The sequence below is a fragment of the Catenulispora sp. GAS73 genome (genome assembly GCF_041262085.1).
Taxonomy (GTDB): Bacteria; Actinomycetota; Actinomycetes; order Streptomycetales; family Catenulisporaceae; genus Catenulispora.
In genome coordinates this window covers 72,758-98,908 of the sequence record NZ_JBGCCM010000020.1, presented here as the reverse complement: position 1 = coordinate 98,908, position 26,151 = coordinate 72,758, and the positions used below count along the sequence as shown (strand labels likewise).

Below are 26,151 nucleotides of genomic sequence, written 5' to 3'. Positions count from 1 at the left end.
GACCCGATCGTCTGGCCATCAGCGGAAGATGTGCCGGCCCTGGGCGTTCGGTGAGGACAGCCACATCGCCAGCTCATCGGGATAGCCGGCCGTCCGCCACGTCGCTGCGGCCGCGACCAGGTCCGAGGTGGAGTCGAAACGCTCGTGTGCCACGGCCCGATTACCTCAGCCGGGCTCCCAGCGGCACAGAGGTGAAGCCGGCCGCGGCGGTGGGCAAGCCGGCGCGGCGTCTACGTCGCCGCTTTGAGCGCGGTCACGGCGACCAGCGGCATGTCCGGCGCTCCGAGCGTCTCCTTCCTCAACCGAGGCGATCGGTTCCCGCTGCGCGGTCCAAGTTCGCGGGCTGCGAAGCGGGCCGTGCTTAGTACTCTCTCTGTGTCCCGCCATCGGAACGACCTCTTTCTTCGACCTGCCTCCCGCGGCGGCGCTTCCGACGCAGACTCGGCGCCTCGTGACCGGCATCCCTTCGCCGTAGCGAGAACGACGACGTGTCGGGGGCGTGGGCTAGTCTCGGGACTCTTTAACTGCAGGGGGTCAAGATCATCATGCTTGAGAACGACGGGGGCGAGGAGCGGGACTGCGCGCGGCAGGTCTTGGACCACGCGAGGAAGGTCTTGAGCGAATGGCAGTCGACGTCGGAGGCATGGAATCCGGCGAAGCAACTTCGCGCCGCGACGTTCGGCAACGCCCGCGACTACGCGGGGCGCTTTCTGCTGGAATTGCTGCAGAACGCCCATGACGCCCACCCTGGCGACCGTACTGACGGCTGCGTCCGCGTTGTCTTTGACGAGTCCGAGGGGCCGTTCGGAACGCTGTATGTCGGAAACGGCGGCGTGCCGTTCGCCTGGAGCCAGGTCGAGGCCATCTGCAAGCTCGCCCAAAGCGCGAAGGCGATCGGTGAGGGCATCGGTAACAAGGGCGTCGGCTTCCGCAGCGTGCTCCAGGTGACGACGTCCCCGGAGATTTACAGCGCCGACAGCGGGGCGGTTGCTCCAGTCTCCCTTAGCGGCTACTGCTTTCGGTTCGCCGACGAGGCGGATCTTCGGGTCTTGCTGGATGACGAGGAGTTGGCCAGCAGGGCCGGCAAGGAGCTGCCTCCGTTCCAGGTCCCCTTCCCCATCTCGACGCTGCCTCCAACGTGTGCCGAGTTCGCAGCTGAGGGCCTGGTGAGCGTCGTGCGGCTGCCGATTCGCAGCCGAGCCGCGGGCGAGGTCGTTGCCGAGCGTATGAAGGACCTCGCCACGGCCAAGGCGCCTGTGATGCTGTTCCTGAACCGGTTGGGGCAGCTGGTCCTTGAGCGGCGCGATGTCGACGGGAAGACCCACTCGACCAGGCTGACCCGCCAGGAGAAGCCTGTGCGGATGCGCGCGACCGCCGCTGCAGCGCAGGTCCAGCCCGTCGGTGGGGCGTTGCTCCCAGAGGTCCAAATGGCGGCGGTCGACCTTGGCGAACTCGGCCGCTACCTCGTCACCCGGGGCCGGGTGCCGGTGGAGCGGCTGCGCGCCACGTTGGCGGCGGCGGCTGACGACGATCAGCTGGACGATGCGTGGTCTGACTGGTCGGAGCCTGCGGTGGTGGAGGCTGCGCTGCCCGTGGGCGCGGGGGTTCCTGCGCGCGGCCAGACGTACACGTTCCTGCCGCTTGGGGCGGATGTTCCCGCGCCGCTACGAGGGCACATCAACGCGCCGTTCTTCACCAAGGTCGATCGTACATCTCTCAACCGTCAGCACCCCCTGAACGCGATGCTGTCGCAGGCGCTGGCTGAGACGTGCTTGCTGGCCGCAGACCGGCTGCGGGCGGCTGCCTCGCTCAATGTGCGGGCACTGGCTGTGGACCTGGTGGCGTGGGAGCGCGGCGGGGAGGCGTCCGCTGTCTTGGGGGAGGCTGCGCAGCGCGTCTACGGCGTCGAGTTCGGCGACCTTCCAGTGGTTCCCGTGCTCGTCCGCGATTTCACGCAGCCGCGGTGGAGTACTGCGAACGACTCGGCTGTGTGGCCGTCATCGGAACTATCGGTGCTCACGGCCGACGCGGCCGCGGCTGCGGGGCTGAGCGTCGCCGACCAGGCGTTCGGCGGGGAACGGCTGGCGAGACTGGCAAGGACCTGCGAAGCGCTCAGGGCGCGCATCGTGCCAACTCCAACGGATCTCGCCGAGCACGTCGAGCGGATCGTCGAGTCCCTGCCTTTGCCCAGGGGCAGCAGGCTCGGCCGGTGGAATGACCTCTACCCGGACCTGGCGCTGCTGTTCGGCGAGAACGGCTCCGTTCTGCGCGGCAGGAAGTTGCTCCTGGCCGACGATGGCACGCTGCGGCCCTGCAACGGCTCGCCAGGGAGCGCGGACGGCCGCGGCCGCAGGTCGCAGGAGGCCTTCTTCGCACCGGCGCGGAGCCGAACTGGCCCGGGGAGCGATCTTTCCGTGCCCGAGCTGCTACGCAAGGGGTTGTTCTACCTGCATGCGGGGCTGCGATGGAATGACGCTGATGGGCAGGCTCGGCGCCAGGAGGCCCGGCTGTTCCTGGAGAAGTCTGGGCTCGTCCGCCGATTCGATACCGATGAGCTCCTTCAACACGTCGCCCTCGCGCTCAAGGCCAGCTCGGCGAAGAAGCTGCGCTTCCAGGCGCTGCGTTTCGTCTTCCGGCTGCACCGGTCCCGCGGGGCGGCGACCCTGGCAGTCGCAGGGCTCGGCCTCTACGTGCCTGCCGTCGACACCGAGCGGCTCATCGCTGGCTCGGGCGCTGCGTTCGGCGCCGGATGGCCCGGGACGTACGGGGACGACCTGGCCGCCGTCATCGCCGAGGGCCACAGCGCATCGCCGGACCTGCGGTGGATCCACGAGCGTCTTATCGCCCCGCCCGAGGCGTTCGTCAAGCGGGGCGAGACCGTCGAAGAATGGCGGTCGTTCCTGAGGGACCTGGGTGTCACCGACGGACTCATCCCAGTGGTCTCCTCCGGTGCCCGGATGTCCCTGCGAGGCCGTGACCTACGTCCCGCGGAGTTCCCCCGCGTTGCGAAGACTCCAACCGCGGTTACCAAGCAGTGGCTGCCGGCCATCGGAGCGCGAACATTCGTCGCCGCCTACCCGCAGACGAACTACACCGGTTCAGGTGCCTACCGTCTACCTGGGCAGGAGGTCGCGACCTCGTTCACCGAGCAGGGAAGGCTGGCCTATGCACGGCTTGTGCTGCGCGGCCTCGGAGTATGGAACGACTCCCGCTTCACCGTTGCCTGGTCGCGCTACAAAGACGGACGCGACCGGCATGAAATCCCGTCGCCGATGGCCGCGTTCATCCGAGAGCAGCCGTGGCTGCCGGTCCGCGGCCGTGACCGGTCGGTCGTGTTCGCCCGGCCCGCCGACGCGTGGCACTTTCCTTCCGGACCCGAGGAGGAGCCGTCGTTCGTGCCGACGATCGCCCACCGCGTCCGGCCTCTCCTGGAGGCTGGCAAGGTCCTGGAGCGGCTGCGCGGATTCGGGCTCCCCACCTGGGGAGACCGCCGGGACAGCGCCGTGCTTCTCGCTGCGCTCGGCCAGCTGGTGGCCGACGGCGCCGTAGGCGACGAGGAGCGTCCGGCACTGCAGCGCGCGAACGAGCGCGCCTGGGACGCGCTCAGCATGTCGGGATTTGATCCGGTCGCCGCCCGTCCGCTGTCCGGAGCGGCGCTACTCGCCGAGTCCGGAGACCGTCTGATCAGCGTTCACCTCGAAACACTGCGAGACGATGATGAGCAACAGCTGTACGTCGCAGCGGGGCGCGAGAACCTGACCGTCCGGCTCCTGCAGGAGGCCGGCCACCCGCTGCTGGTGGTGCCCGGTGCCGCCAGCGGTGTGCACCGGATCCTGCAGCGGCTCTACCCCGGCGCGACTTGCGAGGCGGAGAAGGCGGAGCTCGCCGTGACGGTCGACGGCGCACGCCGGCCGTCGACGTCGGCCGGGCTCCGGAGCCTGGGCTCGGCGTTGTTCGAGATCGTGCCGTGGCTGCCGCACGCGGTGGCGGCGCTGGCCGACCACCTTGCGGCCGGCGTCCGGCCCTCGGATGCCGCGCTGGCCGACGTGGTCCGGACCGTGCGTTCCGTCCAGGTGCACTGGTACGCGTCGTTGCACGTCGAGCTGGACGGCGAGCCGGTCGTTCTGCCGGAGCGGTTCGAGGGCATCCTGCCGATGCCCGACGTGGTGCGGCCGCTGATCCTCGCGCCGGCGTCGGCCGAGCGCTCGTTCGAGTGGCGGCTGCTGGCACAGCTGTCGGACGCGGTGTCGCACGTGATCGGCCGGCCGGAATTCGCGATCCGCCTGCGCGTGGCGGCTCACGAACTGCGTGAGCTCCGGGCGGACGTCGCGCATCCGACCGACTCCCAGCTGGCGGCGGCGTTCGCGATCACGCCGCGGCAGTTGGCGGAGACCACGCGCCGACTCAACGGTTCGATCAGCGGTGTTCTCGAACGCTGCTATCCGCTGCTCGTCCACGTGCTGGGGGCCGATCGTGCCCGGACACTGATCGATCCGCCGCCGATCGACGTCAGGGAGTTGCAGGCCGCGCTGGCCAAGTTCGACGCGGAGCTGCCGATGCCGGCCGTCAAGCTGGTGGCCGCGGCGCGAGACGCCCGAGATCTGGACGAGCTGCGGGCGCTCGTCGGGATGGACTTCGCCGGGTTCAACCGGACGCTGGCGGAGCTGGCGCCGCAGTATCAGCAGATCAGCCATGCGGACGCCCACGACGAGGCCGTGCGTGCCTACCTGGACCTGCACAGGTCGGAGATCGTCAACCGGCTCCGGTGGGCGATGCTGGCCCGCTTCGACGCGCGCGAACCCGTGGCGGGCTGGTCGGTTCTGCGCTCGCTGGCCTGGATCACTGCGCCGGACTCCTGGGCGGTGACCAAGGATATCGCGGACCTTGAGTCGGTGGCCGCTCACATCGAGTCGGCCCTGGCCGCACGGCTGGGATCTGACGCGCCGGCTGCCGGCCCGCGGCTGCCGGCCATGGACCAGGTGAGGAACCGGAACAACGCCCTCGCGCGGCGGCTGGCCGCCGAGCTGGTCACCATCGTCAGGGCCGTCGGGCAGCCGCTGCCAGCGGCCCTGGCAGCTGACGATCCGGCCGTGGCGGTCGCGGGAGAGTTGGACGCCTGCGGAGTGCTGGACTTCCGTGAACTCGCCGCCGACGACGTGGTCGCCTGGCTGGCCGCTATAGCTCAGTGGCCGGCCTGCATGCCGGCCACGGCCGATCCTGGCGTGCATCACCTGTCGCGGGCGGCTTTGGACCGTCAGCGGGATGCCGAGGACCGGGCCCGTGCGCAGCGGGCCCGCAGGCACCGGGTGATCTCGATGACCGGGCGGGACTTCGACGTCGAGGGCGAGGACTACTCCGAGCTGATCGGCGCGCTCGAGCAGGCGTACACGGCCGGTTCGCACAAGGTACAGGGGCACGACCGGTTCGTCGTCCCGTGGGCCCCCGGACGGGCTGGCCGGGCGGGCCGATCCGGCGGCCGGGTCGGCGCATCGGACGGGGCCCTGTCCGCGGCCCAGCGCACGGCGATCGGGTTCGTCGGCGAGTGGATTGCCTACCGGTGGCTGTGCGACCACTATCCGCAGACCAGCGAGGCCAGCTGGGTGTCCGGCAATCGCAGCAACGTCTTCCCGGGGCCGCCCGGCGATGACAGGCTGGGGTTCGACTTCCGTGTCGGGTCGGGCAAGTTGCCGCTGATGTTCGAGGTGAAGGCGACCCAGCGCGAGGGCGGCCACATCGAGCTGGGCGAGAGCGAAGTGCGCGCCGCCGAGCGCTACTCGGGCAACGACCGCTGGCGGATTCTGGTCGTCACGAACGTCTTGGACCCCGCGCAGGCGAGGGTGACGATGCTGCCCAACCCGTTCAGCGCGCGGGGCCGCGGGGCGTACCGCGAGGACGGGGGCGCCTTGCGCTTCTCGTACCTTCTCTAGCGTTTCCGTTGGGTATGCAAGCCCATCACCCATCACCCATCACCCATCACCCATCACCCATCACCCATCATGATCAGATGGCGGTGTTTGCCGAAGAACCAGCTGACACTTCTGGAACGATGCTGTGGCCCGCGCAGGATTTTCGTCGGGCGTGCCTGTGGCGGTAGCGGTGGCTGGAGGACCTGTGGTTACGACTGGATCCGGCTGGTTCACAGCGTTCCGGTACCGCCAGGGTCGTGCTCGGCGTAGGACGCGAACGGCGGTCCCTCGTGGTGTCGGAGCGACTTCGGGCGCGGCTCAGTGTCCGTCCGTTCGGTCGTCCGCTGCCTGGCTGTCCAGTTCGGCAAGGAACGGGGGTGGCCTGGTGGGTTCGGCTGGGGGCACATGGCGTGCCGCCTGCCTGGCGAGGTGGAGCGGCCATGGCAGGTCGACTGTCCAGTTTGTGTAGGGCACTGCTCCGCGAAGGTCGTGTGCCAGGGCCGCCCAGTGTGCTGGGTAGTCGCCGTCCTGGAGGCCGGCGACGAGCAGCTCCATGATGCTCTCGTTCCAGACGCGGGCGGTCGGGTTGAGGTGGACGAATGTGCCGGCGAGGGTGGCTGTCTGCAGTTTCGAGGTGCCCAGCAGTGCGTCGGCGGCGGTTGCCGGTTTGCCGCCCGTGCTGCCGAACACCCGGTCACCGGAGTAGTGCCACAGGCCTTTGGAGTGCCCGATGGCGGTGCCGTCGACGCCGAAGCACTGCGGTGCCTCGCCGTGGTCCGCGGTTCGCACCCGCAGGTGCCGCATACCGGCCGGCATCGGGACACTCAAGAGGGGGTTCGCCCCGAGCCCGAGCGCATCGGGGAGGATGTTGCGATTCTGCAGGAACGGCCACGCAGATCTCATATTCTGGGCATGGGTGAGCATGAGGACGTCGGGGTATTGCGCGGCGGCGTCGGCGACCGCGGCTTGGATGAACGAACGCGTCGTGTCCGGTCGCGTGATGTGGTTGGGGCGTTCCTGGTGGCGGGCCATGTCGATCAGGCCTGCGTGCAGCGGCTGCCAGGGTGTCGACGGTGTGCGGATGTGCGTGCGCCGGCCGGTCGGGTCGATCAGCACGGCGACCGGCAGGCCGACCGCGGCGCCCCTTGTGGAGCGGCCCGGCCGGGCCAGCCAGAACGCCAGATAGGCTGGCCGGCAACCGAGCGTTCCGGCACGGGGAGCGGGGAGCGGGGACGGTCGAACGCCGATCTGGCGGAACAGTCCGTCGACGGCTCGGGCGATTCGGATCCTGTCCGCGTCGGGATCGCTCCCGTCCTTTCCCGGCTGGTTGCGGCCGCGTCGGGGCGCCGCGAGCCTGACGGTCTGGCTGATCCGGCCGGCGACCGCCAGCGGTACGTGGACGCCGGGCGGCTCCGCGTCGGCGACTTCGATCAGCGTGATCGTGGGCCGGTTCGCGACAGGTAGGCCATGCGCGAAGCGCTCCCAGTCTCGAGGCGAGGATCGATTGGGCATGGAGGGTATGCGCCGTACTCCGAGGGTCATCGGGCCGTTGTCGAGGAAGACCTCGTCCTGGCCGAGGTCTTTTGCTTGCGGCAGCGTGACCCCCAGCAAGTCCTGGAGTCGGTCCAACGCGAGTTGGGCGGATGCGTCGGACTGGCTGGAGAGTTCGATCGAGAGGCTCGGCCCGACCGTGTCGCGGAGATCGTCAGGGGCGATCGTGTCCCTGGAAGCGGCGGCGACACCTCTGAGGACTGTGCCCGCCGACCGCTTCAGAGGTGCCAGGGGCTGCAGGCTGGGAGCCAGCTCGTCGATCATCCAGTCCATCAGCGCCGCTCTGTCGCGGACCGGCAGGCCATTGCTGACCTGCCACGAGCCGGGCATGCCCGGCGGCCGAACCAGCATGTACGGTGCGTCGGATTCCAGCTGGTCCGTCGGCGCTTCGACGAGCCTGACGGGGTCTGGCAGCTGGTTGAGGCCGGCTCCGTCGAGCACCGCGGCCATGTCCGGGCTCCACTGCGGCGCCCAGGCCGCGGTACCGCGGGCGTCGGAGCTGCGCTCGAGCGTGATCTGCCCCTGGCCGAAGGCGGGCGGCCTTTGTTCTGCCGTCGTGGCGCCGGGCGCAGGCACGGCGAAGTAGGCGGTGTACTTTTCGCCGGCACGCAGGCGGGCGGGTGCCGACAGCCATCTGCGCACCCCGAAGGAGAACCCAACGCGCAGCTCCCTGGTGAACGGGACGGTCAGGATGTTGATCGCGATCGATACGGAGAAGCGGGCGCCGTACACCGTCTGCTCTGGCGGCCACGAGATCAGCTCGGTACCCTTGGCCGCCCTGCACGGGGCGAACCGGATTTCGCGCGACGCCAGTCGTGCGGGGGCGCGGGACAGCTTGGCGGCCACGGCCATCGGGGCTAGCCGCGCAAGCACGGCCAGCGGCAGCTCGACGTCTGTCCGCAGTTCGGACCAGCTGAGATCTTCGACGCTGAGCTGGGACAGCGTCGAGTCGATCACCTTCGGGTCGGCGTGCTGGGCGCGAACCCATGCGCATGCCAGCCGGAAGATCGCGGTGGTGTCGTAGGGCCAGTTGGCGACAAGCCAGGGTTCGTCGGCGCTGTCCTCATTGCGGAGTCCCTTCGCCGAGCATGAGGGGAACACGGCGGAAATGGCTTCATCAAGCACTGATATGGGCATTCGGCCGGGACGGCTTGTGGCGCGGGTGGCGTTCGACAGCTGCAGAAGCGCCTGTGCCCATCGGTCCGGAAGGTGCATCGCGAAGAAGGCTTCGTCCTGCAGGGCGCCGGGGGCCAAGCCCATCGCGGTGACGGCCAGCTCGTCATAGGGTCGGCCTGATTTCCGCACCTCGAGTCTGCGGTGGCGGTCCGCCGGCGTCGGCTCGGGGCCGTGGGGAGCCGCCATGTGTCCCATTGCCCCGCTGCTGAGCGGCGTCTGGCCGTCGACACCCCCGGGTGTCGCCCCCGGGACACCCAGCGCGTGGAGTTGCTCCTGTTCCAGGGCGAAGTCTTTGTGTGTCAGGTCGGATGCAAGCGATCCCGGGATCTGCGGTGCCGGCCCGGTCCGCCCCCGGACCAGCCAGCCGTACCAGGCGATCAGCCATGACAGGGCGGGCTGTTCGTCGAACAGGATGATTCTGCGCAGCAGGCCGCTGAGCGCCGCCTGGAATATCAGGGGTATCCCGGTTGGCCTCGCGGACGGGTACGGTGCGTCGCCGGACTGGTGCGGGGGATGCGGCGCGGCCGTGACTGCGGCAGTCAAGCGGCTGTGCGAGCATTGCAATGCGATGGCCGCAGGTGCGGAATCGGAGGACGTGAGGTGCGCGGTGCCCGCGGGGCCGCGGCGGATCGACCAAGCCTCGGCGGGCCGGTCGGTTGCGGCTTGATCGGCCGCGAGCACTACTCCGAGCGCCGACACATCGGCGACAACCAGCCGCAGGTCCTTTTCCGAGGGATGTACGGAGCTCACGAACAGGGGGTGCGCGAGCCTTGCTCCCGGCAACCAAAGCCCGGGCGCGTGATGAAGCAGACCGCTCAGGAATCTGCACTCGAACCTGATCTGTGCAGGGAGGACCGCGTTGGGGAGGAGCGGCGTCCCGGTGCCGAAGGGCATGGACTCCTGGTGAAGCAGCTCGTAGGGCTCCCCGGTGCGACGGCGCCGTTCACGGGCGAGGACCTTGCGGTTCGAGCGGCTCATCGCGACGCCGTCGCGTCGATGGCGCCCAGGAGGTCATGGCTCCAGTCGCGCAGCTCCTGCAAGAATCGCATTGCCAGGTCGCCGTGCGTTTTCGGGGTCACGACGGCCATTACCCACAGTGGGGTCGCGCTCAGAGTCACGATGAGGATGGGGAGGTGCGTGATGGCGACGACGAGCGGACGAACTGCGATTTGCTGGAAGGGAACGAGGCCCATGGAACGCACAGCGATCTCCCGGTTCCGCCACCCGGTTGGCAGTCATCGAGATTGGCAATGCGTTGCGAAAACACGGTTGTGTAAACCGCGAGAGAGTTATGAACCCTTTCAGCCACCGGTGCGGAGCCGGTCCGGGGGCTCCTTGTGGTGGCCTGGCCGTCGCGACGGCCAGAGACAGAATATCACGGTCGCCGGCGGGATGCGGTGGGATCGCGACGGTCGGGAAGGCCGGCTCGGTGGTTGGTCGCCGCCGGCGATGTCGGACTCAGGCCCGCCGCGCCGGGGACCTTGCCTCAGCCGTACGAGGTCTATTGGAAGGTGCGAAGCACGGGGCTCTTGGCATGTCCAGGGGTCCGCTGGTTCGATGGTCCAGGGATGGACCAGGCCGGAAATGTCATCTCCACTGGATCGAGGATGCCGGGGATCCGCCATAGAAGAGGGATGGTCCAGGAGGGTTCCGAATCGCTGCCTGTGTACTGGCGCTTTGTCTGCCCGTGGAGGCGAGGGCTCGGTTGATGGTCGTCTGAGGAAGGCTTGGCCGATGTTCAGCATGATCGTCCGAAGGCTTTGTGCGTTTCGTAGGTGGGCATCAGCGTGGTCTTCGATTCCGCGGTCATGGTGGGAGGTGTCGGGGGAACGCGACCGGGGCGGTTGTCGGAATGGCCGGTCCGGTGTTCAAACGGTGCGGGTGCAGGGATTCAGCGACCGGGTGCTTGCTGGGGGGCCGCATGTGCCCGTTTGGGTCGACGATGGGCACGGTTCGTGGTTCTTCAGCCTTGAGCTCCCGCCGGGGGCCGAGGGCAAACGCCGCCGGCTGCGTCGCGGCGGATACATCATCGAGCACGCCGCGATCGAGGCGCTCGAGCGTGTTGGTGGTGTGCGGGCCGGGAGCGAGGCCCTGACGGTTGGAAGTGTGGCTGCGGCGTTGGCTGGCCTCCCGGTTGTCACTTCGTCCGGAGACGGTGCGGTCCTACGCCGGACACGTGGAGGACTATTTGGCCCCGCACCTGGGTCAGGTGCTGCTGGTCGAGCTCAACCGCGGACGAGTGCAGGCGATGTTCACCCAGATCGCTGTCGCAGAAGGTATGGCGGGCCGCCCGATCAGCGCGGCGACGTTGCGCCGGATCCACGCCGCGTTGCGTGCGGTGTTGAACGAGGCGGTGCGTGTTGGGCTGATTCTGTCGAACCCTGCGGTGGGCGTGGAATTGCCGAGTGCACCATATCCCCGTCCGACGCTGTGGACGCCGGATCGATTGGCGGCTTGGCAACGAGATGGCTCGTGTCGGACAGTACCGCCGCGGCGAGGTCTGCGGGCTCACTTGGGCTGACCTAGACCTGGAGGCAGGCGTGTTGGCAGTGGCCCGACAACGGCGGCAGACCGCCCGGCTGTGTTGCGGTGGCACCGCCGAAGTCTCGCGCCGGGGTCCGCGAGATCGCGCTGGACTACACCACGGTGACCGTACTGCGCCAGCACCGCAACCGGCAGCAAGTCGATAGCGAGGCGGCGGCGGAGCGCTGGCAGGGTTCTGGGTACATATTCACCTTTGCTGACGGCCGGCCGCTATCGCCGGATCGCCTGACGCGGATCTTCGCGGCACTCGTCCGGTTCTCTGGCCTGCCGCCGGTCACGATCCACGGTCTGCGCCACGGCGCTGCGACCATGGCGTTGGCCGCCGGAGCCGGGCTGAAGACCGTGCAGGCGATGCTCGGCCACTCCTCAATCCAAGTCACCGCCGATATCTACCCCGCTGTGCTTCCCGCCACGGCGCATGCCGCCGCCGAAGACACCGCGGCCTTGCTCTTCTTTGCGCGTAAGTCGAGGAAGAGGTCGATATGCGCGACACGTTCGGCAGCGCTATTGGAGCAATGGTCGAGGCGGTCGGCGGCGCGGAATAATGTTCGGTCGGCTAGGTAGTCGGGTGGGCAGACGTACCGCGTCGGTGGTGGCGTTGGCCAGCTCCCTCCAGCCCGGGCGGCGTCGAGGACGTCTCCAAGGCGGAGCCAAGCGTTCGGCCCGGTATGGCTGATAGGGCTTTCGGCCAGCCTCGTCCATGCGGCAGTGTCCTCGCCGAGTGCCTCGTTCACGATGTTGAGGACTTCCGGATGCGTCCTGCCTGCGCCGCCTCCACCGATCTGAAGGGTGGTCCGGGCCGGCAGAGCGCGGATCATCGCTACATCGCAGAAAGGCAGAGCCAATACTTCGCGCGCCCACGACTCGCGGGCCGGTGGGTTGCCGCCGAGACGGCGGCGCAGATCGCGAGTGAGGTCGGCGATCGCACGTTGCGGGTCCGAATGCCGGTTGAGGACCTGCTGGAAATCGTTTCGCGGGCCGTAGGAGGATGACGCGATCGCCAGCAGCGCCTTCTCCACCAACACGTCATCGCCGGCATGGCGGTCCAGGTACACGGCCAGGGCGCCGGACGGAACCGTTGTCAGAGCGCGCACAGTGATCTGAGCCCGATCGCCCAGGGCGGCTCGGCGGGCGGCGGTGTCCGGGGCGGGATCAGCGATGATCTTCTCGATCCTGGCGATGAGCGCCTCGATGGCGTTGCGCTCTTCGAAGGAGACGTATCGCGCGTTGCGATGCGGATCATTGCGAGCGTCGGCGACGATTCGACGCACTGCTGCCTTTGTTGAGTCACTAATCTCCGGCAGGTGAGTCAATACGTCGGCAACCCAGCGCAGCTGCGAGGTACCGCGGATAAGTCGATCCGGATCTGGCTCCCACATTTCCAGCGCCGCAGCGGTGGTTTGCGCGAAGGCTCGGCCGAGATCGGCGAGATCGGCCGGGGCAGTGCGCCATGGATGAGGATCGCCCCCGTACCGAGGTTTGGCCTCGCCGGGGTTGAGCAGCAGGCGCCAGGTGTCCGAGGCGCCGGATATCCATAGTTCGGCCTCCTGACAGCCCCACTCCGGATCGAGCCCGTCCTCCTCGAAATACCGGTGCATGCGTCGCTGATCGTTCGCAGCCAGTGCCTCGATCCGGTTAGCGAAACGCTGCTCCACTTCCCGCTTCGACTCGCCGTCGCGCAGCGCCCGGGACAGCTGAGTGGCCAACAAGGCAACCCGGAAGCTGTCCAGCTCGGCCAAGGCCAGGGCTTTCAACAGCTCCGGAGCGACCGTCCAGGGCATCGTGCCCAGCAGGAGATGCCGGACCGTGTAGTTTGCCGGGCCGCCCTCGGTGCGGCTGACGATCTCCTCGTGGCGGTCAGGATGGTGCTCCAGGACCTGTCTTAGCATTGCCGTCCAGGCATCGACCTCCTCGCGATAGACCTTGTAACGGTCTTCGTCGTCGATGACGGCACGGTCTGGTCGTCCGGGGTGGGTTGGCAGAAACTCGAAGGCCGTGTCGAAGACCACATCGTTCAGATGCCCTGTGCGCAGGATGAGTTGTGCCGGTGTCGGCTCCGTGAATAGTTCGCGGGTCATCGGCGTCGGGTTCGACGATCGTCGCCGCAGCTCCGTGGCAACCCCCAACGCGAGAGCGTGTGGCCTGCGCGCTCCTCCGAAACTGGCCAATTGGGCCTCGGTGCATCGCTGTAGCGCGTCCTGCCGCATCGCCTCAGTGCAGTCTGGGTGGCTGAGCGCCGATGCGGCCAGTTCGATACCGGAGCCTGCCCAATGGTCGTCCGCGCCGTCGAGACCTTGATCGGTTGCTGCTTCCAGCAGCCACGAAGGCGCGGAGGTCTGAAACGGCGCGGCCAGCAACGCAGACAGCAGACGTCGCCGATCATCGCCGTTAGTCAGCGCTGTGGCCTGCTTTGCCACGAATGACGCGACCGCCGATCCGGGTGTGGCCTGCGCTGCAACGGCGGTCAGGAATCCAGCGGGCAGAGCAGGATTCATCGAGCCCATTGAACCTCCCAATTCGTAACACCGGCACTGCCAATCCTGTCCTACGTCACGTTCTGTGCGCAGTCGATGCCTATTCTGCAGAGCTACCGCGGCGCCGCAGCCATTGGGCCGAGACGGCCCACGGGCCGCGGGCCGCTACGAACGGGTCGGCCGCAGCGTTGTCATGGCATGGTCGACTATTCCTCTCATGGCCTGCCTCTGGAGTCCTATCGGCTGACCAAGGCCGATCATCGCGGTGAGGCCGATCTGGAACGGAAGATGGAGTGGATCAGGATCCAGCTCGAGAACGCCGCACCCGTTTCGGAGGAGAGCTTGCAGGAACTGATGAAGATACTCGGACCACCGACCCCGGATCATGAGCGCATGCGCATGCGCATGCGCTGGCGCCTGCGCCTGTTCTGCGGTCATATCGTCGAGACTTCTCGTCACGCGCGCAACGAGGATCCGTTCGGCAGCAGGCGCGAGCACAAAGAGTGTTCCGACTGTGATGACCACGACCAACTGATCGTTGCCTACGAATCGATCGGGCTGCTCGCGTCGTCGCCGGACTCCTGAGAATGCCACCGCGCGGCAGGCTCGTGCCCTCCGCGCCATGTGGCCAGGCGTTCGAGTAGCCCACGGGCCAGCGGTTCGATCTGGCTCTCTTCGAGAGGGAACGCGTCCCAGCCGTTGATGGAGATGCTGAGTGTGGTCTGCGATTCCTCGTCGGGGTCGTCGGGACGGATCTGTATGAGGCTGAGTCGGGCAACCGTTCCCGCGTGTCCTGTCGTGTTCTGATCGAGCGGCAGGAAAACCTCCGACACGCATGCCTGTTCCTGCGAGTTGGAATTCTGCTCAGTGGTGCTGCTGCCAACGTGTTGCGTTGGGTCGCACCACGAGGTGTGGGCTGTAGCCGGCCCGAGGGCGGTTGTGCTGTCGGCGGTCACTGGGACACCTGGCCGTGGCTGGAGTACTTGGCGATGGCATCGGTGATCGTCGTGGTCGCGACGCGGGCTGCGAACTCTTGGTCGAGTGTGCTGTTGATGATGGCCAGCCACATCCTGTCGAAGTGTCCTATGTATGTGTAAACGCCTTCAGGCCAGTCGTCGATCGCCTCGGTGCGCGGGTAGACGTGCAGACCCGCCTGCTGTGCCGCCTCCAGCCATGAGTCGCACACGGGCACGGTGCTGCAGAAGCGCGCGTCGATTGCTAGAAGGACGCAGGCAAGCGCGTATGGATCTGCGCGTGACAGCGCTGCCTCCAGCGCTTCGAGGCGTTGACCAGCACGGCTGAGGATCCCTGCCTTGGTTTCCGGATCTGCCAGCGGGGTCAACATTTCATCGAGTTGGCTCACGGCGTCGTCTGTGTGGGGTACTGATCGACTAGCTTTCGCCGGCCGGGCCGCCCCGTTTGCTGGCCTGCCGTGTTCGCCTTTGGTTCGGGATTGTGTGCGTGATGCTCGAAGATTTGATGTCGCAGGTGTTTTCCTGTGTTGGGTTGAGACGGTGCTGGCCATGTCGACCTCCGTGGTGAACGACCCGGCTCTGAAGCGGTGAAGCGCCAATGACACCAGGTTGCGGAAGGGGTACGCGCGCCCGCTGAGCATCCGCCCGCAGCGACACATAGGCAACCTTTTGATCTGTGGTTACTACTTTCGAGTCACCCAGCGGCGGACAATGATCGGCGTAACCTCGGGTTCCGCAACGGACGGCTGGTCCAGTGAGCGACTCGCATTCGGCTGTGATGCCGCGCCATGCCGATGCGCCCGGGTGGCCGCTCGTCCGAGTGAACAGATGCCGGAAGCGGCGTCCGGCCGGTCCTAGGCATCCACGCTGACTGTGACAGGCCGCGCTGTTTCATGTGACGTGAGGTGTGCTCGGTCGATCAGAGTGAGCTGGGTCCATCCCTGAGAGGACTGCATCGTGACGTCCTTCCCTGTCGCGGTAGACCGTTTGGAAGCGCCGATCTGCGTCGCCGACCCAGAGCCGAAGCGCCACCACGTCACGGGCGAGATCGTCACCGACCGTCAAGGCAACCCGCTGTGGACCGTCGCCGTCACCATTCAGCGACTTGGCTCCAGAATCGCCACGGTGGTCAACGTCTCCACCGCCACTGAGCCGCATGGCATCACCAAAGGTATGCACCTGCGCATAATCGATCTTGACGCAACACCTTGGAGCCTGGATGGCCATTCCGGGGTCGTCTTCAAAGCCGCCCAGATCATTCCCTGCCCCAACGCAGGCTGGCGACCAGTCGGGCCACATGATCCGCCCTGGATTCGATAAAGCCACTGGTCCTTCGACGCGTTGACGATGACCATGCGGTACCGCTGGTACCTCGCCACCGGCACCCAGTCACGCCCGTGTTGGTGGTGGACGAGGTGGCCGTGAGCTGCCGATCGATCTGCTCTGTCGCGCGTATTCGGCTACTTGCTGCGCGGAAGGTAACGCGCGGGGCTGCTCTCGTCTCTACGTAGTAGCGAGTCCTGCCGGCGGGCCGTCGAAGCTGTAGCTCTCGGACGAGGCTCTCCGGACAGTGCCGATCCGGTGTTCCGTGTGCGGAGGTGGTTTGGTGGTACGTGCTCAGAAGCAACGCTTCGCCACGGGTGACAGTTTGCCCGGGTACGAGCAGCCGGCGTTGTTTCCTGTGGAGGTGTTCGCGGAAACACTGACTCGTATGAAGTTCGAAGTGTTCTTTCGAGCCGAGATGCCTCGTGTGATTCACTATTTGATGCTTACTGGCGCCTGTTTCGAAGAGGCGTCGGACGCGGCGCAGACCGCGTTCGCCGCTATGTGGCCACGGTGGGACCAGATCAAGGCGCCGAAGGCCTACGTGCGTGTCGCCGCGCGCAACGCATACCTGCGAACGACCGTCGGGGAGTACTCCGCTACTCGACCTGTCCCCATTCCGGAGTGGTTCGATCAGGAAGAGCAGCTACCTCAGTTGTGCGCGGCGGAGTTCTCCGAGCAGGAATCGGCGGTGGTCGCGCTGATCGCTGCCCTTCCTACGATGCAGCGGCTGGTCATGGCCTGGACCTTCGACGGTTTCAGCCCCGCCGAGATTGCTGACGTCTTGGGCGTGGATACCGGGACGGTGCGGCAGAACCTGTTCAAAGCCCGCAAAAAACTCAAGCAGCAACTCATTGAGAACGGGGGCGGTTCATGAGCTTCCGCATGCGTCGGCGCGGAGAGATGAGCGACGGCGAACTCGATGCCTTGCTGGCCAGCGTCCAGCAGAAACAGCTTGCTGAGATCACGCGGCGACTTGATCTGGACACCGCCTTTCAGGCCGTGCTCGACACCGTCACACATCAGCCACCGGCCATACCTGCAGGCATAGCCACTGGAAGCGAATGGCCCCAGGACCGCGACAAAATCACCGTGGATGTTTACAGCGATGCTGTATCAGTGGTCTGTGAGGTGCTTACCGCGCTGGATATGATCCTCGACCGGTTCGTCGACACTGAGGACGCTGCGCGTGCCCACACTGCGCGCAGCACCGGCTTCGTGATGGTGGCAGGTGGACACCTAACCGGACTGATTCGTGGCCTGGCCCAGCGTGCCCTGACCCGCCCGCAGGCATTAAGCGTCTTCGACCTGGTGGACCACAACCTACGCGAGGCGACATTGCTGTTGCGCGGTGAACGGGAGATCGCCGGATCGCGTGCCATCCGGCAAGCATGCCAGGAACGTGCGGCGGTCCTGGCCGATGCCGTGGCCCGTCTGCCCGAGCTGCGAGCCCGCGTTGCCGCTTTGTTCGACGACGCACCCCGGGTGGCTGACCTTGTCGGAACGCCCGGATGAATCAGCCCTGACAGGCACCACATCGCACCTCATCCGCATCGCACCACAGGGGGGACCAGAATGAGTAGTCGACGCAAGCGCCGGAGCAGGAACGGGATCCCGGCTGGCGCAACGACCGACCTGTCACAAGTTCTTGACGCGCTCCAGGACACTACGACCGAAATCGCAGCCCGGTTCATCAACGATCCGGAGATTGGCGGAGGGCTCCCTCGACTGTCTGTCGAAGAATTCGAGCCGGCTAACGCGCTGCCAGTGGCCATGTTCGAACCTGTCGAGACTGTCCAGATGCGTCATGGCAACGGCGATGTCAGTGAGAGCCAGGTTGAAACGATCATCCAGCAGGGATTCAGTCGCTGGCGACAGATGGTGTGTTCAATGCTCTGGAGGGCTGGTCGGTCCGCCAGACCGGCGACGGGATGGAGCTATGGGATTCCGGTGGCCTGTGGGCCGTTGGCCATGGTGCTCTTGGCGCTAAGTGGCTCCAAGCAGCCGAGGATCTCGGGCACGTGCTGGTCGTGTACGGACCGCGAATCGGGGTTCGACAGCCGGTCAGCGGTCGCTGGGATGCCGCTGCCAAGGCTGCCGAACTGCGGTCGGCCAGGCAGAGTGGAATTGTCGCCGCAGCGGTAGTTGCTTGGCGCGGTCTGCAGCCGCCTGATGTGGCTCCGTATCCAGATCCGCGGTACAACCCCACGACCGGCGAGATCGACATCGGGGTCAACGCCGGCGGCGAGTCCTCGACGTGGCGGCTTCTCGAACCGGGCGTCGGTGTTCGGCACGGGCTGATCGTCGGCCCGGAGGGCTGGGGGAAGACCAACACTTTGAGAATCTTGAACCTGGGGGCGCTTACCTCGAAGCGCTTTGTGCTGTGGGCTGCTGATCCGGCTTGCCGTAGCGACCTGACGTGGATGAGCGATATCGCTGACTGGATAGCGACTGGATCGCAGGAGACCGTCGAGATGCTACGCGCCGCCGGCAACGCGGTTGCCGCCCGCTTGGTTGAAGGCGGCTACGCCGAGCCATTCAGTGCCAAGCCCGGGATCCTGCTCACTGTTGACGATGGTCAGCAGGTGTTTGCCGGCAATCCAGAGGCCACGCGGTTGGCCGAGGCGATCGCCGCGGATGGAGGCCGCGCCGGAGTGGCGCTCGTGGTCACCACGCGTGGAGCTGACCTGGCCTACTTCGGCGGAAGCGCGAAGCTACGTGCTGGCCTCGCCGCTGGAGTCGCCATGGCTATGGGTCCGGATGCCTACGGCATCCACGACATGCTGCGAGTTGATGGCGGGACGGACTGAGCCGCCGGTCGGTGAAGTTCGCGCTGCGGGAAGATGTATCGCGCCAGGAGAATAACGGCGTGTATCTGCGTGCGTTCGTACTGTACTGAAAGCCCCGAGCAGGCTGGCCCGCTATACGTATAGAACGACACAAAACCGTCGCGATGGTCGGGTAGTTGGCGACGGGCCTTACGCTTTGGGCTGGAAAGCATGCGTTGGCGACGGCAGGAGGTCGGATGAGCGGGGTTGTCGGTGAACTGGCGCGTGCTAGTGATGCCCTGGCTCGTCCGACTCTGCGGCTTCTCGACGGCAAATGGGGTGCGTTCCGGGTCGCCGTGCTGCGCAGCGCCTTCTCTCGGGACCAGCGCTCGATCCAGGTGGATGCGCTGCATGCGCAGATCGACACCTTTCTCGACGAGATGCTCGCCGAGGGTATCGACGTGCCAGCGTCGGAGAGCGGCCGGGGACTGTGCAAGGACTGGGTGAAGAAGCAGTGGTTGTTCCGGGACAACGCCCCGGATGGCAGTTTGGTGTACTCGCTGACCTCGGCGTCGTTGGAGGCCCTCGATCTGGTCCAGAGCTTGTCCCGGGACCGGGCTCTGGTGTCCGAGTCACGCCTGAACATGATCCTGGAAACAGTCCGGCGCTGGGCGACGGAAGCGTCGGCTGACCCCCAGGACCGAATCGATCGCTTGAGTGCCCAGATCAGCGAGTTGGAGGCCGAACGCAGGCGAATCACCGCGGGAGGCACCGTCGCCGCCGCCTCTGACGACCGGATGCTCGACGGCTACGCCAACCTCATGGACCTGATCGGTCAACTGCCCTCGGACTTCAAGCGGGTCGAGGAGGCGATGCTCGACATGCACCGCCAGATCCTGAAGGACCTGCGTGACGAGGAACGCATGGTCGGCGATGTCCTGGACGAGTATCTGGAGGGCCAGGACCGGCTGTTGCGGACCACCCCGCACGGGCGGGCCTTCGACGGAGCGTTCGAGCTGCTTCGGGACGCCGATTTGATGAGCGAGCTGCGGGAGAACATTCAGCTGCTGCTCGACCATCCGGCCGCTGTGGCGCTGGAGGCCCGGGACATTGGTGAGATGCGTGGCACCGTCGCGGTGATTCGCCAGGGCACCAGGGACGTCCTGGACCAGCGGCACCGATTGTCCAAGACCCTCAAGGAACACATCGTCACCAACGACCCGCTGGCCGAACGTGAACTGGAGCGAGTCCTGCGCGGCATCCAGCGGGAATTGACGACGTGGATGGAGACCGCCGGCCCCAGGTCTGCGGTTGATGTCCCCTTGCTGCCGCCGATCGTGAAGATCGGTCACCTGCGGGATCGTATGTGGGATCCGGCCTCGGCCGCGGTGCCTCCTCCGCTGGCACAGGCCGATGACGACATCCCAGAGCCCCCGAGCATAGAGGAGCTACGCGCGGCTGGTGGCCCCTCGCTGGAGCAGATGCGCGATGCCCTTATCGGTGCCTTGAACGACGCAGGCGTTGCGACAGCCGGTGAGGTGTTCAACGGCCTCCCGATCGAACTGCGCCGGCCCGTTGAGATCCTCGGGTTGCTACACACCATCGCGAGCCTTGATGACCCCTCTATCGCGGCCGGCGGCACCGAGGACTATCAGGCAATCCGGCCCGACGGGCAGCATCGCGGCTTCGGCGTTCCTACCGCCCTGTTGTCCTCTCACCACGCTGAAAGACTCGCCGCCGCGGCAGACGAAGGAACCATCGATGTTTGACACTGCCCCCTCGCAAGCCGACGACAGCTACCAGAGCACCTTGGGTGAAGACGACCCCCATGCTCAACCCGCGTCCGACGACTTCGCAGGCGAGACTGACCAGTCCACGCTTGCCTTGTTCAGCGGAGACGACGGCACTCTGGGCCTGGACCAGAGGCGAGCACTGGTGAGCCTGCTTCGGAACAAATTCGTATCCGCGGCGGGCAACCCGACCGAGTGGCGTGTCATCCGCGAGCACAGCCAGCTGATCAAGTCTCGGCTCAACGACATGTTCCTGGACCTTCACCTGGACCTGCAACATGAGGTCGCGTACAAGCGGAAAGTCGTCTCCGACGCCGGTGCCGACTTCCCCACCCTGTTGCAGGACACCTCCTACACCCGCGAAGAGACCATCTGCCTGGTGTTCCTGCGGCATCGCTATCGCACCGAGCAGCAAGCCGGACACGACGACGTCACTGTCGAACGTTCCGAGGTGCTCGAGTACATCAAGATGTACCGGCCGCCGCACGCCACCGACCGGTCGCGGGACAACAGCCGTGCAGAAAAGGCCATCGACAGCATGATCGCCGCCAAGGTGCTGACTCGGACGAATGACGCCGACAGACTGCGGATCTCGTCGGTCATCGCAGTCCTGCTGCCGCTTGCTCGGCTGGCTGAGCTGCACGAGTGGCTGATCGCCAGGAACAGCGGCCAGCAGGCCGATACGGAAGACCTCGCCGACAACGTCGATGCGGATGTCGCCGACGAGGTGGAGGAGTCCGACGACGTGATGGACATGGAGGCATCGGCGTGACCGTGTACCAGGACTCGATGTTCTACATTCCTGGAGCCGATGCCGGCGTTACTCAGTGGAAGGTGGAGAGCCTTCAGCTGGTCAACTGGGGAGGTTTCACCGGGCACGCCGAAGTGGGCTTCGCACCCACCACGACACTGCTGTCCGGGGCATCCGGCACCGGCAAGTCCACGCTGCTGGACGCCTATATCGCCGTGATGATGGACTCCTCAGTCCCGTTCAACGGTGCCTCCAACGACGCCACGGTCGGCCGTGCCCGCAGCGCTGACCAACGCAGTCTGCTGTCCTACCTGCGCGGAAAGAAGGACATCGGACGTGATTCGGCCACCGGGGAGTTGGCAGACCAGGTGTTGCGTGGGCAGGGCGAGCCCACCTGGGGTGCGCTCGCCCTCACCTTCGTCGACGACCGCGATCGGCGCTATACCGTCGCGCGGCTGTACTACGTGCCGCGATCGGCAGCGCGCGACAGCGACCTCCTGCGCAAGATGTGCACGGTCGACGGCGTGATCGACCTGCGGGATCTGGACCGTTTCGCGGGGGAGAGGTTCGACCGGCGCTCGGTTACGGCCGCCTTCCCGAACCTGACTATGCATGACAGCTACAACGCGTTCGCGCAGGCGTTCTTTACTCGCCTGGGGATCGGGGCCAACGGTGATGGCACCAAAGCACTGCGCCTCTTGGCTCGTATTCAGGCAGGCCACCAGGTCAGCTCCGTCAACGACTTGTACACCGCCATGGTGCTGGAGTTGCCAGGAACGTACGTGGCTGCGGATGATGCGCTGGAGCATTTCGGCGACCTGGAGGACGCCCACACCGCGATGGCTACCGAGGAAGCCAAGGCCAGGACCCTGGAACAGATCCCGAGCTTGTTCGACACTCGGGAGAGCGAACTGGCCAAGACACGCCTCATTGACGGCCTCGGGATCCACATCACATCCGGTGACTCGGCGTTCGGGCTGTGGAAGCTGGCGCGCGAGGAGAACCTGCTGGAAGCGGCCGAGACCGCGAACCGCTCCGAGCATGGCAAAGCCAAGACCGCGAAGAACGACGCGGAGGCACTCCGTATCGGGCTCACCAAGCGCAAGGCAGGTCTGGAAGCCGATCTCGGTGGCAACGACGCCAACGCCACGATCACCGAGCTGGAACGAACCATCGAGCAGCTGCAGCAGACGCACCGTGAAGCAGTGGTACGCCGCGATACCTTCGACGACAACACCGTGCGTCTGGGCCTGACGTTGGTCGACGAGGCCGGCTTTTCGGCAGCCCGAGAGGCCGCGGTCGGCTTTCTGGCCGTCTACGACGACGTTTCGAAAGCTGCTCGCGACGCGCGCGATGCGATCCGCGACGAGTCCCGCGAACCGCTGGCGCGCAAGCGTGAACTGATCGAGGAACAGGAGTCGCTGTCAGGACGCGCTGGACGCATGGATCCCAAGCTGCACGCGGTCCGCGTGCAGATCGCCGAGGCGGCTCGCATCGATCCCGACATGCTGCCGTTCGTCGGCGAGCTCATCGACGTTCTGCCTGAGCAGCGGCAATGGCGTAAGGCCATCGAGGCCACGCTGTTCGGCGTGGCTCGCGTGATGCTCGTCGACATCGCCCTGCTCGATGACGTCTCGAAGGTCATCGATCCGTTGCGACTACGCGGCCGGATCAGTTTTGAAGGCGTCGACTTGAATGTGGCTGCTCGCGTGCGGCACCTGGAGTCTGACCGCATCTCTGGAAAGCTCGCCTACAAAGAAACGCCGTTCACAACCTGGGTGCAGAACCGCATCAGCGCTGACAACACCGACGCGCTGTGCGTAGAAAGCCCACAACAGCTGCGCGGGCCAGGCCTTCGCGTCACGGTCAACGGCCAGATGCGGCAAGGCTCCTCCGGCTCGCATGGTGATCGTGGCGCCCCCAACGTCATCGGCTTCACCAACACTGAACGCCTCGTGGAGATTGGTGAAGAACTCGCGGCGATCGAGGGCACCCTCGAGCAGCACGACAGGAAGCTGGCTGCCGCCGACCTGAAGATCAAGGATCTGGCCGATGACCGGGTAGCCCATACCCATGTCGCAGCCACTGCCAGCTTCCGGGACATCAACCCCGACGGCATCGAATCTGAAATCCAAGACAAGCAGCGGCTCCAACAGGAGATCCTCGACTCTGATGACACGCTGCGTACCCTGCGGGCCGACCTCGAAGCGGTCGCGAAGCAACTTACCGGCGCGGATCGCGACTACTACGGTGCCGAAAAGCGTATGTCCGAGCTCGATGACGCCTGGAGCAGGCTGGTCGAGCGCAAGGACACCGTCAGTGGCGCCATCGACCGGATCAACGCTGCGCAGGCGGTCACCCTGACCGATGAACAGATCGCCCACCTCGACAGCGAATTCGCCGAAGTAGCCACCGACGACGATCTGAAAGGCTTTGCCGACGGCGTCAAACGCCTGCAGCGGCGCTTAGCCGGATCCGCCGATGATTCCCGTGGCAAGGCACAGCAGGCTGCTGGAGTCTTGGAATCTGTGTTCCGTAACTACTTGCAGAGCTGGCCAGACCCCAATCTGTCAGCTTCCATCGACGACTACCCCTCGTACCGAAAGATCCTCGACGGGATCCTGACCACCGGACTGCACCAACGCCGTCAGGAATGGACCAGGCGTCTGACCGACTGGTCCGGTCAGGACCTCGTGCCGTTGGCTGGCGCGTTCGGCCAAGCCATCGAAGACATCACCGAACGGCTTACCCCGATCAACGATATCCTCGCCAGGCTGCCGTTCGGGGCCCGCCGCGACAGGCTGAAGATTGAACTGCGGTTGTTGAACCGCGACGACATCACCAAGTTCAAGCGCGAGCTCAATGCCCTGGCACGCCTGAACGTCGATGGCATGACTGACAGCCACATCCAGGCCGCTTTCAGCCGGCTCCAGGAATTCATGAAACAGATCCGTCCCGACGGCCGCGGCAAGAACACCCGCGACTACTTCCTGGACGTCCGCAAGCACATCAACGTCACCGCGGTCGCCTACGACGCCGACGGCCGCGAACGCGCCACCTTCGACCGGATCGGCGGCAAGTCCGGCGGCGAGGCCCAGGAACTAGTCGCGTTCATCGTCGGCGCCGCGCTGCGCTTCCAGCTCGGTGACGACGAGAACGTCCGCCCCCGCTACGCCCCGGTATTCCTGGACGAAGGCTTCGTCAAAGCCGACAGCGAATTCACCGGCCGCTCCGTCGAGGCCTGGAAGGGGCTGGGCTTCCAGCTGATCATCGGAGCTCCGTTCGACAAATTCACCTCGTTGGAACCCCACGCCGACCGTGTCCTGCTCATGGTCAAAAGCCCCAAGGGCCACTCCTCGGTCACTCGGATCGAGCCCAGTTCCGATATTCCGATTCAAGCAGCCGCCAGCGGTGAGGAACCAGTGTGAAGACTCCGGCGGACATTGTCGCGGCCGTGAAGAAGCGGCTCGAGAACACGTGGGATTCCGACGCCGTCGGGGCCGCACAGACATGGCCCCACAAGTTCGCGCTGAGTCCGCCGAGCGACAAGGCCGGCCTGGAGACGGGATGGGCCTCGACGATTCACCCCTTGATCCGCACCTGGCGAGACTGGACACTGCAGAATCCGGCGCGACTGCATACCGAGTCCAGGCGGGTCTTCACCACTCTCCAGGACGTGCCGACGCACCTTGAGATCTGCACAATCGCCGACGCCGCAACGATTGCCGGCGGCGACTGGACCGAGCGGCTTGAGCGTGGTCGGCTGCGGGCTGCCCAACTGGCCGACCGATTCCCCGCAGCGGCCGAACCACAACGCATCATCCGTGCGGCCGACGGCTACACCGACGTCGATTTCGCACTGCTGCTGGACGTCGCCACCTGGTTCACGAACAATGACGCGTTCGGCTACACACCGCGGCAGGTCCCCATCCCCGGCGTCCACGCCAAGTGGATCGACGCACACCGGGGTCAGATCCTGAACGTGACTGGGCTGCAAACCCTCGGGTTGCTGCCGGCCCACCCCTCACGTATCCACTTTACCTACCTCGACCCCGAGTATCGGGATTCGGGTCGGCGTTTCCATGACAGCGCGACTGTCGGCGACTCATTCCTGTCGCCGTACCAGCCGGATGTCGTGATCATCTCGGAGAACAAGGACACCGCGATCCACTTTCCGCCGCTGCGCGGCGGCATCGCCGTGGAAGGCGACGGGTTCGGAGGCAAGGCCGCAGCCGCCTTCAGCTGGCTCACTGGAGCACGGCACCTGCTGTATTGGGGCGATATCGACGCCTACGGCTTCGAAATCCTCAACGGGTGGCGCGACGACGGAGTCCCAGTCGCCAGCATCCTCATGGACCAGGCCACCTACAACATCTACGAGCCGTATGGCACCAACAGCGACCGCACTGGAAAACCGTTGAAACTGGGGATGCCGAAACCCCTCGCATTCTTGACGGATGCCGAACGAGCCGTCTACGAGCGGCTGCTGGATCCCTCGCTCCCCGGTCACCGGCGCATCGAACAGGAACGTGTACCCCTTGGCGTCGCCCGTGCAACAGTCCTGTCGATCATCGACTAGCTCCTGATCAGCTATAGGGCAGCCTGCCAGTCGGAACGGAAAGTCCGATCAAGACACCGTTGCCCCAGGTGTTCCTCAGTGTCACTGTAGAGTGATGTAGGGTTCTTATTTGCAGGACCGTGTTCCGCAAGTCCAGGTCGTTGACGGCAAAATAGTTCAGGCGCCGGGAGCGCCCCCGATAGCAAAGATCTGGCTGCCGAGGGACGGGCAGGTGACAGCCACGATCCCGGCGATGGAGGGCAACCGCCGGTGGTTGCACAGGACGGTGCGTATCCGATCCCCGCGCCTCGCTGGCGAGTGGTAGTTGCTGCCCCG

17 protein-coding genes and 1 pseudogene are annotated in these 26,151 nt (G+C 66.1%); 12 read left to right on the top strand and 6 right to left on the bottom strand.

What is annotated here, in order from left to right; translation table 11 throughout:
- Window positions 1-18 precede the first annotated feature (18 nt).
- The gene (locus ABH935_RS28525) at window positions 19-153 is read right to left on the bottom strand and encodes a hypothetical protein (RefSeq protein ID WP_370381012.1); all 135 of its coding nucleotides are present in this window, start codon (window positions 151-153) and stop codon (window positions 19-21) included.
- A gap of 392 nt (window positions 154-545) precedes the next feature.
- Between ABH935_RS28525 and ABH935_RS28520 the strand changes: the two genes are divergently transcribed.
- The gene (locus tag ABH935_RS28520; RefSeq protein WP_370381011.1) at window positions 546-5,927 is read left to right on the top strand and encodes a sacsin N-terminal ATP-binding-like domain-containing protein; all 5,382 of its coding nucleotides are present in this window, start codon (window positions 546-548) and stop codon (window positions 5,925-5,927) included.
- Window positions 5,928-6,224: 297 nt separating this feature from the next.
- Here the strand turns inward: ABH935_RS28520 and ABH935_RS28515 are convergent, their stop codons facing one another.
- Window positions 6,225-9,611, bottom strand: a complete 3,387-nt coding sequence (locus tag ABH935_RS28515; protein WP_370381010.1) for a pPIWI_RE module domain-containing protein — start codon at window positions 9,609-9,611, stop codon at window positions 6,225-6,227.
- Complete coding sequence (locus tag ABH935_RS28510; RefSeq protein WP_370381117.1) at window positions 9,608-9,826, bottom strand: hypothetical protein; 219 nt, start codon at window positions 9,824-9,826, stop codon at window positions 9,608-9,610. Before ABH935_RS28510 ends, ABH935_RS28515 begins: the two co-directional genes overlap by 4 nt.
- Window positions 9,827-10,809: 983 nt before the next feature.
- On the opposite strand from ABH935_RS28510, the gene ABH935_RS28505 reads away from it, so the two are divergent.
- Entirely contained in the window at window positions 10,810-11,154 is a 345-nt protein-coding gene (locus ABH935_RS28505) for a hypothetical protein (protein WP_370381009.1), read from the top strand.
- Between the two features lie 68 nt (window positions 11,155-11,222).
- A pseudogene (locus tag ABH935_RS28500) lies at window positions 11,223-11,519 on the top strand (site-specific integrase); the annotation flags it as partial.
- A 47-nt stretch (window positions 11,520-11,566) separates the two neighbouring features.
- On the opposite strand, the gene ABH935_RS28495 reads toward ABH935_RS28500, so the two are convergent.
- Window positions 11,567-13,672: a hypothetical protein gene (locus tag ABH935_RS28495; protein ID WP_370381008.1), complete on the bottom strand. Its 2,106-nt coding sequence runs from the start codon at window positions 13,670-13,672 to the stop codon at window positions 11,567-11,569.
- 177 nt (window positions 13,673-13,849) lie between these two features.
- Between ABH935_RS28495 and ABH935_RS28490 the strand changes: the two genes are divergently transcribed.
- Window positions 13,850-14,236, top strand: coding sequence for a hypothetical protein (locus tag ABH935_RS28490; protein WP_370381007.1), 387 nt, complete (start codon window positions 13,850-13,852; stop codon window positions 14,234-14,236).
- Here ABH935_RS28490 and ABH935_RS28485 read toward each other — a convergent pair.
- Both ABH935_RS28485 and ABH935_RS28480 read right to left on the bottom strand, forming a co-directional pair.
- The gene (locus ABH935_RS28485; protein WP_370381006.1) at window positions 14,194-14,607 is read right to left on the bottom strand and encodes a hypothetical protein; all 414 of its coding nucleotides are present in this window, start codon (window positions 14,605-14,607) and stop codon (window positions 14,194-14,196) included. The two genes, ABH935_RS28490 and ABH935_RS28485, sit on opposite strands and share 43 nt — an antisense overlap.
- Window positions 14,604-15,014, bottom strand: coding sequence for a hypothetical protein (locus ABH935_RS28480; protein ID WP_370381005.1), 411 nt, complete (start codon window positions 15,012-15,014; stop codon window positions 14,604-14,606). Before ABH935_RS28480 ends, ABH935_RS28485 begins: the two co-directional genes overlap by 4 nt.
- Before the next feature lie 568 nt (window positions 15,015-15,582).
- Between ABH935_RS28480 and ABH935_RS28475 the strand changes: the two genes are divergently transcribed.
- The 8 genes from ABH935_RS28475 (at window position 15,583) to ABH935_RS28440 (ending at window position 25,836) form a co-directional block, all read left to right on the top strand.
- A complete protein-coding gene (locus ABH935_RS28475) occupies window positions 15,583-15,945 on the top strand; it encodes a hypothetical protein (protein ID WP_370381004.1) in 363 nt (120 codons plus the stop codon).
- 391 nt (window positions 15,946-16,336) lie between these two features.
- The gene (locus ABH935_RS28470) at window positions 16,337-16,825 is read left to right on the top strand and encodes a sigma-70 family RNA polymerase sigma factor (RefSeq protein ID WP_370381003.1); all 489 of its coding nucleotides are present in this window, start codon (window positions 16,337-16,339) and stop codon (window positions 16,823-16,825) included.
- Window positions 16,822-17,463, top strand: a complete 642-nt coding sequence (locus ABH935_RS28465) for a hypothetical protein (RefSeq protein WP_370381002.1) — start codon at window positions 16,822-16,824, stop codon at window positions 17,461-17,463. The genes ABH935_RS28470 and ABH935_RS28465 overlap by 4 nt, the downstream gene beginning before the upstream one ends.
- 368 nt (window positions 17,464-17,831) lie before the next feature.
- Window positions 17,832-18,758: a hypothetical protein gene (locus tag ABH935_RS28460; protein WP_370381001.1), complete on the top strand. Its 927-nt coding sequence runs from the start codon at window positions 17,832-17,834 to the stop codon at window positions 18,756-18,758.
- Window positions 18,759-18,973: 215 nt separating this feature from the next.
- On the top strand, window positions 18,974-20,485 hold the full coding sequence (locus ABH935_RS28455) for a DUF3375 domain-containing protein (protein ID WP_370381000.1): 1,512 nt from the start codon (window positions 18,974-18,976) through the stop codon (window positions 20,483-20,485).
- Entirely contained in the window at window positions 20,478-21,278 is an 801-nt protein-coding gene (locus ABH935_RS28450; RefSeq protein ID WP_370380999.1) for a DUF4194 domain-containing protein, read from the top strand. The genes ABH935_RS28455 and ABH935_RS28450 overlap by 8 nt, the downstream gene beginning before the upstream one ends.
- Window positions 21,275-24,685 carry an ATP-binding protein gene (locus tag ABH935_RS28445; protein ID WP_370380998.1) on the top strand — a complete coding sequence of 1,137 codons (3,411 nt, stop codon included), beginning with the start codon at window positions 21,275-21,277 and terminating at the stop codon, window positions 24,683-24,685. Before ABH935_RS28450 ends, ABH935_RS28445 begins: the two co-directional genes overlap by 4 nt.
- Entirely contained in the window at window positions 24,682-25,836 is a 1,155-nt protein-coding gene (locus ABH935_RS28440; RefSeq protein ID WP_370380997.1) for a Wadjet anti-phage system protein JetD domain-containing protein, read from the top strand. The genes ABH935_RS28445 and ABH935_RS28440 overlap by 4 nt, the downstream gene beginning before the upstream one ends.
- Window positions 25,837-26,151 lie beyond the last annotated feature (315 nt).

Excerpts from the sequence above, each read along its gene's own strand:
- ABH935_RS28465 (WP_370381002.1), top strand. The coding sequence starts at position 16,822 with ATGAGCTTCCGCATGCGTCGGCGCGGAGAGATGAGCGACGGCGAACTC.
- ABH935_RS28455 (WP_370381000.1), top strand. The coding sequence starts at position 18,974 with ATGAGCGGGGTTGTCGGTGAACTGGCGCGTGCTAGTGATGCCCTGGCT.
- ABH935_RS28495 (WP_370381008.1), bottom strand. The coding sequence starts at position 13,672 with ATGAATCCTGCTCTGCCCGCTGGATTCCTGACCGCCGTTGCAGCGCAG.
- ABH935_RS28520 (WP_370381011.1), top strand. The coding sequence starts at position 546 with ATGCTTGAGAACGACGGGGGCGAGGAGCGGGACTGCGCGCGGCAGGTC.
- ABH935_RS28450 (WP_370380999.1), top strand. The coding sequence starts at position 20,478 with ATGTTTGACACTGCCCCCTCGCAAGCCGACGACAGCTACCAGAGCACC.
- ABH935_RS28490 (WP_370381007.1), top strand. The coding sequence starts at position 13,850 with ATGGTCGACTATTCCTCTCATGGCCTGCCTCTGGAGTCCTATCGGCTG.
- ABH935_RS28470 (WP_370381003.1), top strand. The coding sequence starts at position 16,337 with ATGAAGTTCGAAGTGTTCTTTCGAGCCGAGATGCCTCGTGTGATTCAC.
- ABH935_RS28515 (WP_370381010.1), bottom strand. The coding sequence starts at position 9,611 with ATGAGCCGCTCGAACCGCAAGGTCCTCGCCCGTGAACGGCGCCGTCGC.
- ABH935_RS28510 (WP_370381117.1), bottom strand. The coding sequence starts at position 9,826 with ATGGGCCTCGTTCCCTTCCAGCAAATCGCAGTTCGTCCGCTCGTCGTC.